This is a genomic window from Sphingomonas sp. NFR04 (assembly GCF_900114095.1).
Lineage (GTDB): Bacteria > Pseudomonadota > Alphaproteobacteria > Sphingomonadales > Sphingomonadaceae > Sphingomonas.
Genome location: NZ_FORV01000003.1, coordinates 401,959 through 418,644, shown reverse-complemented (window position 1 = coordinate 418,644; position 16,686 = coordinate 401,959). Strand labels below are relative to the sequence as shown.

14 protein-coding genes are annotated in these 16,686 nt (G+C 68.8%); 8 read left to right on the top strand and 6 right to left on the bottom strand.

What is annotated here, in order from left to right; translation table 11 throughout:
• Positions 1 to 11: 11 nt before the first annotated feature.
• Positions 12 to 1,043, bottom strand: coding sequence for a phosphate acyltransferase PlsX (gene plsX / locus BM009_RS11880; RefSeq protein WP_093296377.1), 1,032 nt, complete (start codon positions 1,041 to 1,043; stop codon positions 12 to 14).
• Positions 1,044 to 1,072: 29 nt separating this feature from the next.
• Positions 1,073 to 1,252 carry a 50S ribosomal protein L32 gene (rpmF, locus tag BM009_RS11875; protein ID WP_064310610.1) on the bottom strand — a complete coding sequence of 60 codons (180 nt, stop codon included), beginning with the start codon at positions 1,250 to 1,252 and terminating at the stop codon, positions 1,073 to 1,075.
• A 202-nt stretch (positions 1,253 to 1,454) separates the two neighbouring features.
• Between rpmF and BM009_RS11870 the strand changes: the two genes are divergently transcribed.
• Complete coding sequence (locus BM009_RS11870) at positions 1,455 to 1,856, top strand: MAPEG family protein (RefSeq protein ID WP_093296375.1); 402 nt, start codon at positions 1,455 to 1,457, stop codon at positions 1,854 to 1,856.
• A 4-nt stretch (positions 1,857 to 1,860) separates the two neighbouring features.
• Here BM009_RS11870 and BM009_RS11865 read toward each other — a convergent pair whose 3' ends face one another.
• Positions 1,861 to 2,541 carry an MBL fold metallo-hydrolase gene (locus BM009_RS11865; RefSeq protein ID WP_093296374.1) on the bottom strand — a complete coding sequence of 227 codons (681 nt, stop codon included), beginning with the start codon at positions 2,539 to 2,541 and terminating at the stop codon, positions 1,861 to 1,863.
• An 80-nt stretch (positions 2,542 to 2,621) separates the two neighbouring features.
• Here BM009_RS11865 and pabB point away from each other — a divergent pair, with 80 nt between their 5' ends.
• From pabB to msrA, 3 genes are read left to right on the top strand one after another with little or no spacing between them, the layout of a single operon-like run.
• Entirely contained in the window at positions 2,622 to 4,391 is a 1,770-nt protein-coding gene (gene pabB / locus BM009_RS11860) for an aminodeoxychorismate synthase component I (RefSeq protein ID WP_175487991.1), read from the top strand.
• A 34-nt stretch (positions 4,392 to 4,425) separates the two neighbouring features.
• Positions 4,426 to 5,625, top strand: a complete 1,200-nt coding sequence (locus BM009_RS11855; protein WP_093296372.1) for a pyridoxal phosphate-dependent aminotransferase — start codon at positions 4,426 to 4,428, stop codon at positions 5,623 to 5,625.
• Positions 5,626 to 5,670: 45 nt separating this feature from the next.
• Positions 5,671 to 6,348: a peptide-methionine (S)-S-oxide reductase MsrA gene (gene msrA / locus BM009_RS11850; protein WP_093296371.1), complete on the top strand. Its 678-nt coding sequence runs from the start codon at positions 5,671 to 5,673 to the stop codon at positions 6,346 to 6,348.
• A 162-nt stretch (positions 6,349 to 6,510) separates the two neighbouring features.
• On the opposite strand, the gene BM009_RS11845 is transcribed toward msrA, so the two are convergent.
• Positions 6,511 to 6,672 carry a DUF1674 domain-containing protein gene (locus tag BM009_RS11845; RefSeq protein ID WP_093296369.1) on the bottom strand — a complete coding sequence of 54 codons (162 nt, stop codon included), beginning with the start codon at positions 6,670 to 6,672 and terminating at the stop codon, positions 6,511 to 6,513.
• 113 nt (positions 6,673 to 6,785) lie between these two features.
• On the opposite strand from BM009_RS11845, the gene BM009_RS11840 reads away from it, so the two are divergent.
• The 4 genes from BM009_RS11840 to purH all read left to right on the top strand — a co-directional run bounded on the left by BM009_RS11840 (position 6,786) and on the right by purH (position 12,209).
• The gene (locus BM009_RS11840) at positions 6,786 to 8,072 is read left to right on the top strand and encodes an RsmB/NOP family class I SAM-dependent RNA methyltransferase (protein ID WP_093296367.1); all 1,287 of its coding nucleotides are present in this window, start codon (positions 6,786 to 6,788) and stop codon (positions 8,070 to 8,072) included.
• 131 nt (positions 8,073 to 8,203) lie between these two features.
• Positions 8,204 to 8,860, top strand: coding sequence for a ribulose-phosphate 3-epimerase (gene rpe, locus BM009_RS11835; RefSeq protein WP_093296366.1), 657 nt, complete (start codon positions 8,204 to 8,206; stop codon positions 8,858 to 8,860).
• On the top strand, positions 8,857 to 10,587 hold the full coding sequence (locus tag BM009_RS11830; RefSeq protein WP_093296364.1) for a heparinase II/III family protein: 1,731 nt from the start codon (positions 8,857 to 8,859) through the stop codon (positions 10,585 to 10,587). Before rpe ends, BM009_RS11830 begins: the two co-directional genes overlap by 4 nt.
• Before the next feature lie 53 nt (positions 10,588 to 10,640).
• On the top strand, positions 10,641 to 12,209 hold the full coding sequence (gene purH / locus BM009_RS11825) for a bifunctional phosphoribosylaminoimidazolecarboxamide formyltransferase/IMP cyclohydrolase (protein WP_093296363.1): 1,569 nt from the start codon (positions 10,641 to 10,643) through the stop codon (positions 12,207 to 12,209).
• Between the two features lie 219 nt (positions 12,210 to 12,428).
• Here the strand turns inward: purH and BM009_RS11820 are convergent, their stop codons facing one another.
• Both BM009_RS11820 and polA read right to left on the bottom strand, forming a co-directional pair.
• Positions 12,429 to 13,865 (bottom strand): lipopolysaccharide biosynthesis protein, encoded by a 1,437-nt coding sequence (locus BM009_RS11820; RefSeq protein ID WP_254772272.1) that lies wholly within the window; start codon positions 13,863 to 13,865, stop codon positions 12,429 to 12,431.
• 56 nt (positions 13,866 to 13,921) lie between these two features.
• A complete protein-coding gene (polA, locus tag BM009_RS11815) occupies positions 13,922 to 16,678 on the bottom strand; it encodes a DNA polymerase I (protein WP_093296360.1) in 2,757 nt (918 codons plus the stop codon).
• Between the last annotated feature and the right edge of the window lie 8 nt (positions 16,679 to 16,686).

Genomic DNA, 16,686 nt, shown 5'->3' with positions numbered 1-16,686 from the left:
TATCCCGTCTCTTACGCGGCCTTGGCCTCGAAGTTCCCCAGATCCTCGGCAATACGCCGAGTCAGTTCGTCGCGCACCATCTTGGCGGCAAAGCCAATCGCGGTGTCCACGCCGAGTTCGTTCGCGCCGCCATGGCTCTTCACGACGATGCCGTTGAGCCCGAGGAAAACGGCACCATTATGATTGTTCGGGTCGAGATGGTGGCGCAGCAGCTCGGTCGCGGGCTTCGAGATGAGGAAGCCTACTTTGGAGCGCAGCGAGGAACTGAACGCGCGGCGTAGCAGATCGGCGACGAAGCGCGCGGTGCCCTCGGCGGTCTTGAGCGCGATGTTGCCCGAGAAACCGTCGCAGACGATCACATCGACATCGCCGCGCGACAGCCGGTTGCCTTCGATGAAGCCGGTGAAGTCGAGCGGCAGATGCTTGGCCGCACGCAGCTGGGCGGCAGCGTCGCGGATGCTGTCGGTGCCCTTCATCTCTTCGGTGCCGATGTTGAGCAGCGCCACGCGCGGGCGCTCGAGATCCAGCGCGGTGCGCGCGTACGCCGCGCCCATCACCGCGAACTGGACAAGGTTGCGCTCGTCCACCTCGGTATTGGCGCCGAGGTCGAGCATCACCGTATCGTTGTCGCCGAGCGACGGCAGCAGCGCGGCGAGCGCCGGCCGGTCGATCCCCGCCATGGTGCGGAGCGAGAGCTTGGCCATCGCCATCAGCGCGCCGGTATTGCCCGAGGACACGGCCGCGCCGGCACGCCCCTGCTTCACCAGATCGATGGCAATGCCCATCGAGGTGGTCTTGGCGCGGCGAATCGCCTGGCTCGGCTTGGCATCGGACGCAACGATTTCGGCCGCGTGGACGATCTCCGACGCGGCTGCCAGATTCGGATGCGCCTTCAGGCCGTCGCGAATGCGCGACTCGTCGCCGACGAGGAGGAATTCCATCCCCTCGAAGCGGCGACGTGCACGTGCGGCGCCGGCGAGCATGACGGCGACCCCCTCATCGCCGCCCATTGCATCGACGGCGATCCGCGAGGGAACAGTCATGCCGGCAACCCCCCGTTGCGGAACGTCGTTCAGCCCTCGACCGAAACGATTTCGCGGCCGTTATAGTGGCCGCACGCGTTGCACAGATTGTGCGGACGCTTGAGTTCGCCGCAGTTCGGGCACTCCTGGAACGATTCGACGGTCAGCGAATCGTGCGACCGACGCATGCCGCGCTTCGACGGCGAGGTCTTTCTCTTAGGAACGGCCATTTCGGCACCTTCAACAAGCTAATGAATCAATAAGTCGCGATACGCCCACAGGGTTGTTCGGGCAAGCGACGGCTAGGCCGGCCGCTCGCCGGACCAGCAGGCAGGTCACGAAGCGAGCCCGCGCGTATAGCGATTCTCCTCCGCGTTGCAAGCAGAAGCCGCACGTGGCAGGGCTGCGCGCCTTGGTTTCAGGGGGACGCGCATGTTTTTTCTGCCGGTAACACTCACCAGTGCGGGCGCCGCGGCGCTGCTCAACCTGTGGCTGGCGATTCGCGTCATCCAGATTCGCCACGCCGAAAAGGTGCTCACCGGCGATGGCGGCAACCCGCGCCTCCTCGCGCGCATGCGCGCGCAGATGAACTTCGTCGAATATACGCCCTTCGTGCTGATCCTGATCGGCCTGATCGAGCTGGCCCAGGGCACCAGCCTGTACCTCTGGGTGGTGGCCGCGGTATATCTGCTCGGCCGCGTGGTGCACGGTATCGGCATGGACGGCTGGCGCCGCGGCCGCGAGATCGGCGCAGGAATCACCTTCCTGATCGTCGCCGGGCTCGGCCTCTATGCCGCGTGGCTCGGCTACACGGGCTCGAACCCGCTCCATTGAGTCGTCAGGCGCGCGCGAGCACCGAATCGGCGACGAACGGGTTGGTGCGCCGCTCCTGGCCGAAACTGCTCGGCTGGCCATGCCCTGGGATGAACACCGTTTCGTCGCCCAGCGGCCAGAGCCGGGTGGTGATCGCGTCGATCAGGTCCTGATGGTTGCCCAGCGGGAAGTCCGTCCGCCCGATCGATCCCTGGAACAGCACGTCGCCGACGATCGCCAGCTGCGACTTGGGATGGTGGAACACCACATGCCCCGGCGTATGCCCAGGGCAGTGATAGACGTCGAGCACCAGTTCGCCGACCGTCACCTGGTTGCCCTGCTCCAGCCAGCGATTCGGCTCGAACGGCTTGCCGGGCACGCCATAGGCGCGGCCGTCATCCTCCAGCCTGGCGATCCAGTAGCGGTCGGCCTCTTGCGGGCCCTCGATCGGCACGCCCAGCTCCTCGGCGAAGATGCCCGCCGAGCCGCAATGGTCGATATGGCCGTGCGTGATCAGCAGCTTCTCGATCGTGACGCCGTGCTGGGTCGCCGCCGCGCGCAGCCGATCGAGATCACCGCCCGGGTCGACAAAGGCGCCGCGCATCGTGCGGGTACACCAGAGCAGGGTGCAATTCTGCTGGAGCGGCGTGACGGGCACGATCGCCGCGCGGAGCGGCGGCTGGGCGGCGTTGGGATCGGAAGCCATGCGCCTTCGCTAGCCCGCGGGCGCGCGCGCGGCAACCAAGGCTTGCCCTTCGCGGCGCGGCTCTGCATTTCCACCGGCTGATGGTTTTGCGTCCCCCCTTCGTCCTGCTCGACGACGCGCGTGCCGATGGGCGCGGCGCACGACTCTATACGGATCCGGTCGAGATCGTCGTCGCGCACCGGCTGACGGAGGTCGCGCCGGCGCTGGACCGGCTGCGCAGTGCCGCGGCGGAGGGCCTCGATGCCGCCGGCTGGCTTGCCTATGAAGCCGGTGCCGCGCTCGAGCCCGCCGCGCCTGCGCGTGAGACGGAAGGCCCGCTGCTCTGGTTCGGCCTTTTCCACAGTCACCAACGTCTCGCCCCGGACGCGGTCCCCGCACTGCTCCCCAATCCCGCCGGTGCCTGGGCCGGACGCCCCCGCCCGCAGATCGACCGCGCCGCCTATGATGCCGCCCTCACGCGCGTGCTCTCCTATATAGAAGCCGGCGACATCTATCAGGCCAACCTCACCTTCCGCGCCGAGGTGCCGGTCGCCGGCCACCCCGCGGCGCTCTACGCGCTGCTCCGCGCCCGCGCGGCGGCGGGCCATGGCGCGCTGGTCGCGACGGGCGAACACTGGCTGCTCAGCCTGTCGCCCGAACTCTTCTTCACGCTGGAGGACGGCACCCTCACCGCCCGCCCGATGAAGGGCACCGCGCCCCGGGACTCCGATCCCGCGGTCGACGCGGCCCTCGCCCGCGACCTCGCCGAGGATCCCAAACAGCGCGCCGAAAACCTGATGATCGTCGACCTGATGCGCAACGATCTCGGTCGCGTCGCGACGCCCGGCAGCGTCGCGGTGCCGCAGCTCTTCCACGTCGAGACCTATCCCACCGTCCACCAGATGACCTCGACGATCACCGCGCGCCTGAACGAAAGCCTCGGAGCCGTCGACGCCCTTGCCGCGTTATTCCCCTGCGGATCGGTGACCGGCGCGCCGAAGATCCGTGCAATGCAGGTGATCGCCGAAGTCGAACCCGATGCCCGCGGCGTCTATACGGGTTCGATAGGGAGGATCGATGCCGATGGTGGGGCAGAATTCAACGTCGCGATCCGCACTTTGGCCATCGACGGCGCCGGCCGCGCCAGCCTCGGCCTCGGCTCGGGCGTCGTCGCCGACTCCTACGCCGACAGTGAATGGGCGGAGTGCCGCGCCAAGGGGGCGTTCGTGACCAAGGACGAACCTGGCTTCGACCTGGTCGAGACGATGCGCTTCGATCCCGAGGAAGGCATCCTGCTGCTCGAGCGCCATCTCGAGCGGATCCGCGACAGCGCCGCCACCTTCGGCTTCCCCTTCGACCGCCATGTCGTTCGCAACGAGCTGCAGGCCGCCACCTTCCGGCTGCGCGACGCCGCCAAGGTGCGCCTGCTGCTCGGCCCCTCCGGCGCGGTGGCGATCGGCATCTCCCCGCCCCCGGCCCCGCCGCCGGCGCCGGTAAAGGTCCGGATCGTACCCCATTCGGTGCCGCGCGACGATTTCCGCCTCGCGCACAAGACCACGCGGCGCGCCCTTTATGACGAACCCCGCCGCGCCGCCGGCACCTGGGAGGTGCTGTTCACCGATGCCGAGGGCTATCTGACCGAAGGCAGCTTCACCGCGCTGTTCGTCGAGCGCGACGGCGTGCTGGTGACCCCGCCCCGCTCCCGCGGCCTGCTCCCCGGCGTGCTCCGCGCCGAGCTGCTCGCCACCGGCCGTGCGGTGGAAGGCGATCTCCGCCCGGAGGATCTCGCGAATGGATTTCTGCTCGGCAATGCGCTGCGCGGACTGGTTGCAGCCGTTACAGTTGCGGAAGGCGCCGAAGCGGACCTATAGGCGCGCATCTTCCCCGGAAAAGGCGCTCAGACTCATGCAGACCTCCGCCGCGCTCCAGCGCATCCAGCCCTCCGCCACGCTCGCCATGACCAGCCGCGTGTTCGAGCTGAAGCGTGCCGGCGTCGACGTGATCGGCCTGGGCGCGGGCGAGCCCGATTTCGACACGCCCGATTTCGTCAAGGAAGCCGCGATCCAGGCGATCCGCGACGGCAAGACCAAGTACACCAATGTCGACGGCACGCCCGAGCTGAAGGACGCCGTGATCGCGAAGTTCAAGCGCGACAACGGCCTCGACTACACCGCCCAGCAGATCACGATCAACGTCGGCGGCAAGCACACGCTGTTCAACGCGATCGTCGCGACGGTGGAAGCCGGCGACGAGGTGATCATCCCCGCACCCTATTGGGTCAGCTATCCTGACGTAGTTCAGTTCGCGGGCGGCACCCCCGTGTTCATCGCCGCCGGCGCCGAGCAGGCCTACAAGATCACCCCCGCCCAGCTCGAGGCGGCGATCACCCCCAAGACCAAGTGGGTGATCCTCAACTCGCCGTCCAACCCCACCGGTGCCGCCTATTCGGCCGCCGAGCTCAAGGCGCTGGGCGAAGTGATCGAGCGCCACCCCCATGTCTGGGTGTTCGCCGACGACATGTACGAGCACATCCTGTACGACGGCTTCGAATTCGCCACGATCGCGCAGGTCTGCCCGTCGCTCTATGAGCGCACGCTCACCGTCAACGGCTGCTCCAAGGCCTATGCGATGACCGGCTGGCGCATCGGCTTCGCCGGCGGCCCGGCGCCGCTGATCAAGGCGATCGCCAAGCTCCAGTCGCAGTCGACCTCGAACCCGTGCTCGATCGCCCAGGCAGCGGCCGTTGCGGCGCTGACCGGCGACCAGAGCTTCCTCAAGGACCGCGCCGCCGCCTTCCAGACGCGCCGCGATCTCGTCGTCGGCATGCTCAACCAGATCGACGGCATGACCTGCCCGACGCCGGAAGGCGCCTTCTATGTCTATCCGGAATTCAGCGGCCTGATCGGCAAGACCACGCCCAAGGGCAAGGTGATCGCCACCGACGAGGACATGATCGGCTATTTCCTCGACGACGCCCGCGTGGCGGCGGTGCACGGCGCGGCGTTCGGCCTGTCGCCGGCGATGCGGATCAGCTATGCGACCTCCGAGGCGCTGCTCCGCGAAGCCTGCACCCGCATCCAGACGGCCTGCGCCGACCTGCGCTGAGGGACCTGTAACGCGGGGGCTTCCTCGTCCCTATATGGGGGTATCATGACCCGACACACGCTGAAGCTCCCGCTGTCCCTTGCCGCCCTTGCCGGCGGCGCCCTGCTGCTGGTTGCGGCGGGCGGTATTCCCATCGAGAAGGTGAAGGCCGTCGCGGTACCGCCGCCCGCCATGGACGTCGCCAAGGCGAAGAAGCCGCAGACCGCGATATTCGCCGGCGGCTGCTTCTGGGGCATGGAGGCGGTGTTCCAGTCGGTGAAGGGCGTCCAGTCGGTCACCAACGGCTATGCCGGGGGCGCGGCGAACACCGCCACCTATGACCAGGTCTCGACCGAGAAGACCGGCCATGCCGAGGCGGTGAAGGTGGTCTACGACCCGACGCGGGTGAGCTACGGCACGCTGCTGCGGGTGTTCTTCTCGGTCGCGCACGATCCTACGCAAAAAGGCGGCCAGGGCCCCGATCGCGGCCCCAGCTATCGCAGCGCGATCTTCCCGCAGACCGCCGAGCAGCGCCGCGTCGCCACGGCCTATATCGCCCAGCTGACCCAGGCCAAGGCGTTTGCCAAGCCGATCACCACGAAGCTCGAGACAGGCGGCTTCTACCCGGCCGAGGAGTACCACCAGGACTTTTTCTGGAAGCACCCGACGCACCCCTACATCATGCGCTGGGACCAGCCCAAGGTCGCAGCGTTCCGCTCGACCTATCCCCAGCTGGCGCACTGATCGCTTCTTCCCCCCTCCCGCTTGCGGGAGGGGTAGGGGGAGGGTGTGGACGGGAAGCAGAAGACTGGCTTGGAAGAAGCGGTGCCGCATCGCGGCCGTCTCGCCGGCTGACCTCTAGCACCCACCCCTAGCCCCTCCCGCAAGCGGGAGGGGGACAGACCCTCAGAAATCGATCGCGATGCCCTTCAGCTCCCAGTCGCCATAGCGGACGGGATCCTTTGCCAGCGGGTCCTTGTCCGGCCGCTGCATCGGTTCGGGCTTGGGCACCGGCGGGCTCTTCGAGAGATAGGCCGGGGGCTGCACATGGTCGGGTCGCTTGCCCATCGGGATTGCCTTCCTTGGTTGCCCGGCCCATGTCGGCCCGCGAAGGAGCATGGTCAAGTGAACGGTTGGGTAGCGTACGAACGAGCAGAACTTTCGATGGGAGCGCGCTGACCATGGCCCGCCCGTCCACCCGCCGCCCGGCCGAGCGCGAGCCCGACGCCCCCGGCGTCCCCGCCCGCCGCGCCGCGCTCAAGCTGCTCGATGCCGTGCTGCGCCGCGGCCTCGCGCTCGAACAGGCGCTCGATTCCGCCGCCCAGGGCCTGGCGCCCAATGACCGCGGCCTCGCCCATGCCATCGCCGCCGAGGCGCTGCGCCGCCTGCCCGATCTCGACGCGCTGATCGATTCCGCCACCCGCCAGCGCCTGCCCGACGACGCCAAGGCGCGCTTCGCGCTGCGCATCGCGCTGGTCCAGGCGATTGCCCTCGGCACACCCGGCCATGCCGCGATCTCGACGGTGCTGCCGCTGGTCGATGGCGGACCGCGCAAGCTGGTCCACGGCGTGTTCGGCACGCTGATGCGCGGCAACGCCACCTTGCCCGACGTGCCGATGCTCCCAGATCCGGTGGCGCTGCGCTGGCAGGCGCTGTGGGGCGACGCGGTGGTCCAGGCCGCCTGCGAAGCGATCGCCACGCCGCCCCCGCTCGATCTCAGCCTGAAGACCGACGGCGTGACGGTGGAAGGCGCCGCCAGCCTCGCCCCGCGCCATGCCCGGCTCGAACCCGGCACCAGCGTGCCCGATCTCCCCGGTTTCGCCGAGGGCGACTGGTGGGTGCAGGACCTCGCCGCCTCGATCCCCGCCCGACTGATCGGCGCGGGCACCGGCACCGGCACCGCGCTCGACCTCTGCGCGGCGCCCGGCGGCAAGACGCTTCAGCTCGCCGCCGCCGGCTGGCAGGTGACCGCGGTCGACGTCGCCGAGAACCGCCTCGCCCGCCTGCGTGAAAATCTGGAGCGCACCGGCCTCTCGGCGCAGATCGTCACCGCCGACCTGCTGACGTGGAGCCCCGCCGCCCCCGCCGACGCCGTGCTGCTCGACGCGCCGTGCAGCGCCACCGGCATCTTCCGCCGCCACCCGGACGTGCTCCACCGCGTCCGCCCCTCGCTGGTCACCGAGATGGCCGAGCTCCAGGCCAAGCTGCTCGATCGCGCCGCCGCCTGGGTGAAGCCGGGTGGGACGTTGGTCTTCGCCACCTGCTCGCTGGAACAGAAGGAAGGCGAGGCGCATCTCGCCCCCTTCCTCGCCGCGCATCCGGAGTTCGAACTGGTGCCCGCCACGGCCGAGGAGCTTCCCGCCGGCATTGCGCCGCGCGAGGACGGTTCGGTGCGCGTGCTGCCGGGCATGCTGGCCGATCAGGGCGGGCTCGACGGCTTCTTCATCGCCCGCTTCCGCCGCCGCTGATCGCACGCGCGGGGCCCTTCGTCCCGCTTGTGCAGCAAGCTGTGGATAAGTCTGTGGAGAAACAGTGTGCAACCGGTGGGCACCCGCCCCCTCCGGTTGCGCCCGACTCGCCCCTTCCCTAGGAGACGACCATGTCCGTCCGCATCGCCCCTTCGATCCTCTCGGCCGATTTCGCGCGGCTCGGCGAGGAAGTCCGCGCCATCGACGCCGCCGGCGCCGACTGGATCCATGTCGACGTGATGGACGGGCATTTCGTGCCCAACATCACCATCGGCCCGGCGGTGGTGAGGGCGCTGCGCCCGCACTCGGCCAAGAACTTCGACGTGCATCTGATGATCACGCCGGTCGATCCGATGCTCGCCGCGTTTGCCGAGGCGGGCGCGGACACGATCTCGGTCCATCCCGAGGCCGGCCCCCATCTCCACCGCACGCTCCAGACGATCAAGGCGCTGGGCAAGCGCGCCGGCGTGGTGCTCAACCCGTCGACGCCGGTCGATGCGGTCGACTATGTGATGGACCTGGTCGACCTCATCCTGGTGATGAGCGTCAACCCGGGCTTCGGCGGGCAGAAGTTCATCGAGAGCCAGCTGCCCAAGATCACCGAACTGCGCCGCCGCATCGAGGCGAGCGGCCGGGCGATCGACCTCGAAGTCGATGGCGGAATCGACCGCGAGACCGCGCCCAAGGCGATCGCCGCGGGCGCCAACGCGCTGGTCGCAGGCACCGCGACCTTCGCCGGCGGCCCGAGCCAGTACGCCGCCAATATCGCGGCATTGCGCGGGGCTTGACCGATCCCGCACCGGACTCCGCCGCCGACGGGGTCGAGGAAGGCAAGCGGCTGATCCGGGTGGGCGGCGACCGCGGCCTGTCACTGGCCGACCGCATCGCCGATCGCTTCCAGCGCCTCGCCTGGCGCTCGCCCTTCTATGCGATGCGGCTGAAGGGGCGGCACCCGCTCAAGCTGCTCACCGCCGCCGACGATCCCTTTTTCGGCGATCCGCAGCGCGGCAATGCGCTGCTCGACGGCGAGCTGCGGCTGTGCGGCGAGGTCCGCGCGATCGAGAGCCTCGACTTCGCCAAGCCGGACTGGTCGCCGGCCCTCACCCAGCATCTCCAGGGTTTCGCCTGGCTGCGCGACCTGTCCAGCGTCGCCACCCGGCAGCAGGGCGCGCCGATCGCCGAAGACCTCATGCGCCGCTGGCTCAAGGTCCATGGCGAGCAGGTCGCCGACCCGGCCTGGCGCCCCGATCTGGTCGGCCGGCGCATCCTTGCCTGGGTGGCGCACGCGCCGCTGATCCTGTCTTCGACCGACCAGGTCTATCGCTCGGGCGTGATGCACGCGCTTGCCCGCGGCGCCCGGCATCTCGACCGCAGCGCCGACAAGGTGCCGGTCGGCGTGCCGCGCCTCGCCGCCTGGGCGGGCCTCACCGTCGCGGGACTCGTGCTGCCGGGCGGGGACCCGCGCCGCAGCTTTGCCGAAGCGGGGCTCAACCGCGCGATCACCGCCTCGGTCTATGAGGATGGCGGCACCGTCGGCCGCTCGCCCGACGGCCAGCTCGACGCGATCCAGCTGATCACCCTGCTCTGCGAAACCTATGCCGCCCGCCGCATCGAGCCGCCCGCCTTCGTGCTCGGCGCGCTCAACCGAATGGTCGCGGCACTGCTCGGCGTGTGCCACGGCGATGGCGGGCTCTCCAGCTGGCAGGGCTGCGCGCCGATCAGCGGCGAGTGGATCGAGCAGGCGATCGAGGCAACCGGCGTCCGCACCCGCCCGCTCAAGCAGGCGCGCGACTGGGGCTATCAGCGGCTCGCCTGTGCCGGCACCGTGCTGATCCTCGACGCCGCGCCGCCGCCGGACGCACGGGTGGCGCAGACCGGCTGCGCCTCCACCCTCGCCTTCGAGCTTTCGGACGGCCCGGACCGGATCGTCGTCAATTGCGGCGGCAGCCGCGCCGCCGATGCGCGGCTCCCCGCCGAGCTCGTCCAGGGCCTGCGCACCACTGCGGCCCATTCGACGCTGACGCTCGACGACAGCAACTCGACCGCGATCCATGCCGACGGCACGCTCGGCCGCGGGGTGAGCGAGGTCGAGCTGGTCCGACAGGAGACCGAGCATGCCAGCCGGATCGAGGCGGCGCAGGACGGCTATGTCCGCCGCTTCGGCCTGCTCCACCGCCGCGAGCTTACCCTCTCGCACGATGGTCGCGACCTGCGCGGCGAAGACCTGCTGCTGCCTTCGGGCAAGCGCCGCATCGAATCAAAGTCGTTCGCCGTTCGCTTCCACCTCGCGCCGCATGTCGAGGTGTCGTCCACCGCCGACGGGCACGGGGCGATCCTGCGCGCGCCCTCGGGCATGCTCTGGCAGTTCCGCGCCAAGGGCGGCACGCTGGCCATCGAGGAGAGCCTGTGGATCGACGCGCGCGGCCGGCCGCACGCCACGCAGCAGCTGGTGATCCACGGCGAGACGCCGGCGGGCGGCGCCAGCGTGAATTGGGTGTTCCACCGTTCTAAATAGGCGCTCCAAATAGGGCTTGCCCCGACGCCCCCGATTGGGGAGAGGGGCGGGCCATGGACATCAAGATCACCCGCGCGCTCCTCTCGGTCTCCGACAAGACCGGGATCGTCGAACTCGGCCAGGCACTGGCCGCCCAGGGCGTCGAGCTCGTCTCGACCGGCGGCACCGCCACGGCGCTCCGCAACGCTGGCCTGGAGGTCCGCGACATCTCGGACCTCACCGGCTTCCCCGAGATGATGGACGGTCGCGTGAAGACGCTGCACCCCAAGGTGCATGGCGGCCTGCTCTCGGTGCGCAACAATCCCGAGCACCAGGCCTCGATGTCCGAGCACGAGATCGCGCCGATCGATCTCGTGGTGGTGAACCTCTATCCCTTCGCCCAGACCGTCGCCAAAGGCGCGGACCGCGTCGAGATCATCGAGAATATCGACATTGGCGGGCCGTCGATGGTGCGCTCGGCCGCGAAGAATCATGAGTCGGTGGCGATCGTCACCGATCCTGCCGATTACGCGCTGGTAATGGGCGGCACCACCACGCTGGAGCAGCGCCGCAAATTCGCCGCCAAGGCCTATGCCGCCACCGCCGCCTATGACGCGATGATCTCCAGCTGGTTCGCCTTTGCCGACCAGGGCGAGGCCTTCCCCGAGACGCTCAATATCTCCCTCAGCCGTGGCCAGGCGCTGCGCTATGGCGAGAACCCGCACCAGCAGGCGGCCTTCTACGCCGCGACCGGCGCATCGGCGCGCGGCATCGGCCAGGCTCGTCAACTGCAGGGCAAGGAACTGAGCTACAACAATTACAACGACGCCGATGCGGCGCTCGAGCTGGTCAGCGAGTTCCGCAATGGCCCGCCGACCGCGGTGATCGTCAAGCACGCCAATCCCTGCGGCGTGGCGAGCGGCGCGACGCTCGCCGAAGCCTATGCCGCGGCGTTCGCCTGCGACACCGTCTCGGCGTTCGGCGGCATCATCGCGGTCAACCGGCCGCTCGACCGGGCGACCGCCGAGCAGATCACCGGCATCTTCACCGAAGTGGTGGTGGCACCCGACGCCGACGAAGAAGCACTGGCGCTGTTCGCGGCGAAGAAGAACCTCCGCCTGCTGCTCACCGGCGAGCTGCCCGATCCGGCGCGCGCTGGCCTGTTCGCCAAGTCGATTGCCGGCGGCTGGCTGGTCCAGGGCCGCGACAACGGCATCGTTACCCGCGACCAGCTCAAGGTCGTCACCAAGCGCCAGCCGACCGAGCAGGAACTGGCAGACTGCCTGTTCGCCTGGACGGTGGCCAAGCACGTCAAGTCGAACGCGATCGTCTATGCCAAGGACGGCAGCACCGCAGGCGTCGGCGCCGGCCAGATGAACCGGCTGGAAAGCGCCCGCATCGCCGCGTGGAAGGCCAAGGACGCCGCCGACAAGGCCGGCTGGGCGACCCCGCGCACGATCGGCTCGGCCGTGGCCTCGGACGCCTTCTTCCCCTTCGCCGACGGCCTGCTGGCGGCGGTGGAAGCCGGCGCGACCGCGGTGATCCAGCCGGGCGGCTCGATCCGCGACGATGAAGTGATCGCGGCAGCCGACGAAGCCGGGCTGGCGATGGTGTTCACGGGCATGCGCCACTTCCGGCATTGAGGCACCCGCACCGCGCTTCCGATGGAGGCGCGGCGTTGCGACACACTACCCGTCACCCCCGCGAGGCGGGGGTCCATTGGCGCTGGAGCTGTGGTTCTTTTCCCGAACGTTTAGGCGAATGGATTCCCGCTTTCGCGGGAATGACGGTGGAGGGCGCCCCCTCCACCACCGCCTGCGGCGGCGGTCCCCCTCCCCCGGCTTCGCCGAGGGAGGAAATGCTCAGGCTGTCTCGCTGGTACGCGGTACCTTGCGGAACAGGGCGCGGTCCTCGGGCCCGAAGCCGAAGCGGATGATCACGAACAGGAAGGTGATCAGGATCGCCGGCATGCCCAGGCTCATCTCCGCCCATTCGAACCGGTGCGGCAGCGAGGTGAAGGCGGCGCCGACCAGCCCCGCCACCGCCATCGCCGCGAAGAAGCTCGGGCGGATGCTCACCACCGGCGCGCCGAGCTTGGCCTGGAGCAGCAGGCCCTTGGCCACCGAGCCGATCGTCAGCGAAAGCGCCAGCGCCACTGCGGGCGCCGCGGACTGCACCGGCACCGGCCAGCCCTGCCCGCGCGCCGCGAAGATCAGCACGAAGCTCAAGGCGATCTGGAGCATCAATACGCAGATCGAGATCACCAGATTGGTGTGCCGGGCGATGTAGATCAGCGCCGTCTCGCACACCGCGCCGGGCGAGGCGAGCACCTCGGCAAAGAGCAGGATGCACAGCACCGCCGAGCCGATCACGAACTCGCGGCCGAGCAGCCCCATGATACCCTCGGCGGGGATCGAGAACATCACTGCAAGTCCCGCCTGCGCGCAGAGAATCCAGAAACCCACCTGCCGCACCTGATTCGCGACCGCCGGGCGGTCGCCCGCCGCCAGGCTCTGGGTGATCACTGGCCCGAGGATCGGATCGAAGCTCGATTTGAGCCGCTGCGGCACCGAGGCGACCTGCTGCGCCATGTAATAGATGCCGACCACCGACGGCGCGAACAACAGCCCCAAGATGAAGCGATCGACGTTGCGCGTCGCCCATTCGATCGCGTCGGCCCCCGCCAGCGGGGCGTTGAGCCGCGCCAGCCCCCAGATCGCCGCCGGCTGCGGCCGCCAGCCGACCGGCAGGCCATATTCGCGCACGAACGGCACGATCGAGGCGACCAATGCCGCGCTCATCGACAGCACATAGGCCATCAGCAGCCCATCGCGCGACGAGACGAAGGAGAAGACATAGGCCGCGATGCTGATCGTCCAGGGCTCGATGATCGCCCGCGCGGTAACCGCCGCGCCGATATTGTGGCGATAGGCCAAGGCGGAGAGCGACACGTCGGACAACGCGATGGCGATCACCGCGACGGAAAGGAACCGCTCCAGCCCCATCACGGGGCTGTTGGGGAACATCGCCTGCGGGAAGACCATCATGATGCCGCTGGCGATCAGCGCCGCGACGAAGGCGACCACCATCGCGTCCCACACCACATGGGTGTGGGGCCGCTCGGTGCTCGACAGCGCCTGCGCCAGCCCCCGCTTGAGCCCGAGCGTCGCGACGAGGGCCACGAACTCGATGACCAGCACGGCGATCGCGTACCGCCCGACGATCTCCGGGCCATAGGAGCGCCCGGCGATGAACAGGAACGGCAACCGCGCCACCAGCCGGATGATGAAGCCCAGCATGTTGGTGCGCCCGCCCTTGGCAAGCGCGTTGATATCTTGGGACGCTTCCCCCTCGCTCAATGCGCGGCGCCCCAGCTGGGGCCGACACCGATCTCCACGCCCAGCGGCACGGTGAGCTTGATCGCGGGTTCGGCGGCGGTGGCCATCACCTGCTCGATGATCGGCCGCGCAGCCTCGACATCGCCCTCGGGTAGTTCGAAAACCAGTTCGTCGTGCACCTGGAGCAGCATGCGGACGTTGTGCAGCCCCGCCTCGCGCAGCGCCGGGACCATGCGGGCCATGGCACGCTTGATGATGTCGGCGCTGGTGCCCTGGATCGGCGCGTTGATCGCCGCGCGCTCGCTGCCCGCCCGCTCGTTGGGGTTGGACGCCTTGAGCCGCGGGAAGTGGGTCTTCCGGCCGAACAACGTGGTGGTGTAGCCGCGCTCCTTCGCTTCGCGCAGGGTATCGGCGATGTAGCGGTTGATGCCGGGGAAGCGCTCGAAATAGCGGCTGATCATCGCCTGCGCCTCGTCCGGGGTGACGTCGAGCCGGCCGGCCAAGCCCCAGCGCGAGATGCCGTAGAGGATCGCGAAGTTGATCGTCTTGGCGCGCCCGCGCGTGTCGCGGTTCACTTCGCCGAACAGCTCCATCGCGGTCATGCTGTGGATGTCGTCGCCATTCTCGAAGGCGGTACGCAGCGCCGGCACGTCCGCGATATGCGCAGCCAGCCGCAGCTCGATCTGCGAATAGTCGGCCGACAGGATGACGTTGCCGGGCTCGGCGACGAACGCGTCGCGGATCTGGCGGCCGAGCTCGGTGCGGATCGGGATGTTCTGCAGGTTCGGATCGGTCGAGGAGAGCCGCCCGGTCTGCGCGCCGGTGAGGCTGTAGCTGGTATGGACGCGGCCGGTATGCGGGTTGATCTGCGCCTGCAGCGCATCGGTATAGGTCGACTTGAGCTTGGACAGCTGGCGCCAGTCGAGCACCTTCAGCACCATCTCGCGGCCGGGCGAATCCTTGTCGGCGGCGATGCGCTCCAGCTCGTTGACGTCGGTGGAATAGACGCCCGACTTGCCCTTTCGGCCGCCCTTGATCCCCATCTTGTCGAACAGCACGTCGCCCAATTGCTTGGGGCTGCCGATGGTGAACTTGAAGCCGGCGATGGCGTGGATTTCCTCCTCCAGCGCCGCGATCTGCTGCGCGAAGTCGGACGAGAGCTTGGCCAGCACCCCGGCATCGACCTTGATGCCAATGCTCTCCATTTCGGCGAGCACCGCGACGAGCGGACGATCGACGCTCTCGTACACCCGCGTCACGCTCTCATAGGCGAGCCGGGGCTTGAGGCGCCGCCACAGCCGCAGCGTGACATCGGCATCCTCGGCGGCGTAGCGGGTCGCCGCCTTGAGATCGACCTGGCCGAAATTCAGCTGGCTCTTTCCGGTGCCGACCACGTCCTTGTAGGCGATGCAGCTATGGGCGAGATGGGTGGCGGCGAGTTCGTCCATGCCGTGGCCGTGCAGGCCGGCGTCGAGGTCGAAGCTCATCACGATCGTGTCGTCATAAGGCGCGACGCGGATGCCGGCGCGGCCGAGCACGATCATGTCGTACTTCAGATTGTGCCCGATCTTGAGGACGGCGGGATCCTCCAGCAGCGGCTTCAGCCGGGCGAGCGCTTCGGCACGGTCGATCTGCTCGGGCTTCTCGGCAAACATGTCCGTCCCGCCATGGCCGAGCGGGATATAGCAGGCGAGGTTGGGCGCCAGCGCCATGCTGACCCCGACGAGATCGGCCTGGGTCGCATCCAGCCCGGTCGTCTCGGTGTCGATCGCCACCCAGCCCTGGTGGCGCGAGACGGTGATCCAGCGATCGAGCGCATCGAGATCGGTGACGGTCTCGTAGCCGTCATGGTTGCAGGGCGGGTCCTCCTCGACGCCGGGCGCCTCGTGCACCTCCACCGGCGCATCGGCGACCGTAGACAGGCGCGAGAGCAGCGTCTTGAAGCCGTGATGCTCGAGGAACGCGCGGAGCGGTGCGTCGGGGATCCCCTGCAGCTCCAGCGCGTCGAGCGGCTCGGGCAGCGGCACGTCGCAGGCGAGCGTCACCAGCTTGTGGCTCAGCCGCGCGAGATCGGCATGCTCGATCAGATTGTCGCGCAGCTTGCCCTTCTTCATGCTCGGCGCGGCGGCGAGCACCGATTCGAGATCGCCATGTTCGAGGATCAGCTTGGCGGCGGTCTTGGGGCCGACGCCGGGGACGCCGGGCACATTGTCGACGCTATCGCCCATCAGCGCGAGCACTTCGCCGAGCTTCTCCGGGCCGACGCCGAACTTCTCGCGGGTGTCGTCCGGGCCCATGCGCCGGTTGTTCATCGTGTCGAGCATGTCGACCGACGGATCGGTCATCAGCTGCATCAGATCCTTGTCCGAGCTGACGATCGTCACCGCCCAGCCCTGGGCCAGTGCCGCCTTGGTATAGCTGGCGATCAGGTCGTCGGCCTCCCAGCCCAGCTCCTCGATGCAGGGCAGGCTGAAGGCGCGGGTCGCGTCGCGGATCATCGGGAACTGGGGGACCAGGTCCTCGGGCGCGGGCGGGCGGTGCGCCTTGTATTTGTCGTAGAGATCGTTGCGGAAGGTATGCTCGGACTTGTCGAGAATCACCGCCATGTGCGTCGGCCCGTCGGCCTTGTGCAGCTCGTCGGCGAGCTTCCACAGCATCGAGGTGTAGCCGTAAACCGCCCCCACCGGCTCGCCATGCTTGTTGGTCAGCGGCGGCAGCCGGTGATAGGCGCGGAAGATGTAGCTGGAGCCGTCGACGAGATAGAGATGGGGCATGGGGCGGG

Bases quoted from the DNA above. Each gene is read 5' to 3' on its own strand.
- plsX (WP_093296377.1), bottom strand. From the start codon at position 1,043: ATGACTGTTCCCTCGCGGATCGCCGTCGATGCAATGGGCGGCGATGAG.
- rpmF (WP_064310610.1), bottom strand. From the start codon at position 1,252: ATGGCCGTTCCTAAGAGAAAGACCTCGCCGTCGAAGCGCGGCATGCGT.
- BM009_RS11870 (WP_093296375.1), top strand. From the start codon at position 1,455: ATGTTTTTTCTGCCGGTAACACTCACCAGTGCGGGCGCCGCGGCGCTG.
- BM009_RS11865 (WP_093296374.1), bottom strand. From the start codon at position 2,541: ATGGCTTCCGATCCCAACGCCGCCCAGCCGCCGCTCCGCGCGGCGATC.
- pabB (WP_175487991.1), top strand. From the start codon at position 2,622: ATGGTTTTGCGTCCCCCCTTCGTCCTGCTCGACGACGCGCGTGCCGAT.
- BM009_RS11855 (WP_093296372.1), top strand. From the start codon at position 4,426: ATGCAGACCTCCGCCGCGCTCCAGCGCATCCAGCCCTCCGCCACGCTC.
- msrA (WP_093296371.1), top strand. From the start codon at position 5,671: ATGACCCGACACACGCTGAAGCTCCCGCTGTCCCTTGCCGCCCTTGCC.
- BM009_RS11845 (WP_093296369.1), bottom strand. From the start codon at position 6,672: ATGGGCAAGCGACCCGACCATGTGCAGCCCCCGGCCTATCTCTCGAAG.
- BM009_RS11840 (WP_093296367.1), top strand. From the start codon at position 6,786: ATGGCCCGCCCGTCCACCCGCCGCCCGGCCGAGCGCGAGCCCGACGCC.
- rpe (WP_093296366.1), top strand. From the start codon at position 8,204: ATGTCCGTCCGCATCGCCCCTTCGATCCTCTCGGCCGATTTCGCGCGG.
- purH (WP_093296363.1), top strand. From the start codon at position 10,641: ATGGACATCAAGATCACCCGCGCGCTCCTCTCGGTCTCCGACAAGACC.
- BM009_RS11820 (WP_254772272.1), bottom strand. From the start codon at position 13,865: ATGCTGGGCTTCATCATCCGGCTGGTGGCGCGGTTGCCGTTCCTGTTC.
- polA (WP_093296360.1), bottom strand. From the start codon at position 16,678: ATGCCCCATCTCTATCTCGTCGACGGCTCCAGCTACATCTTCCGCGCC.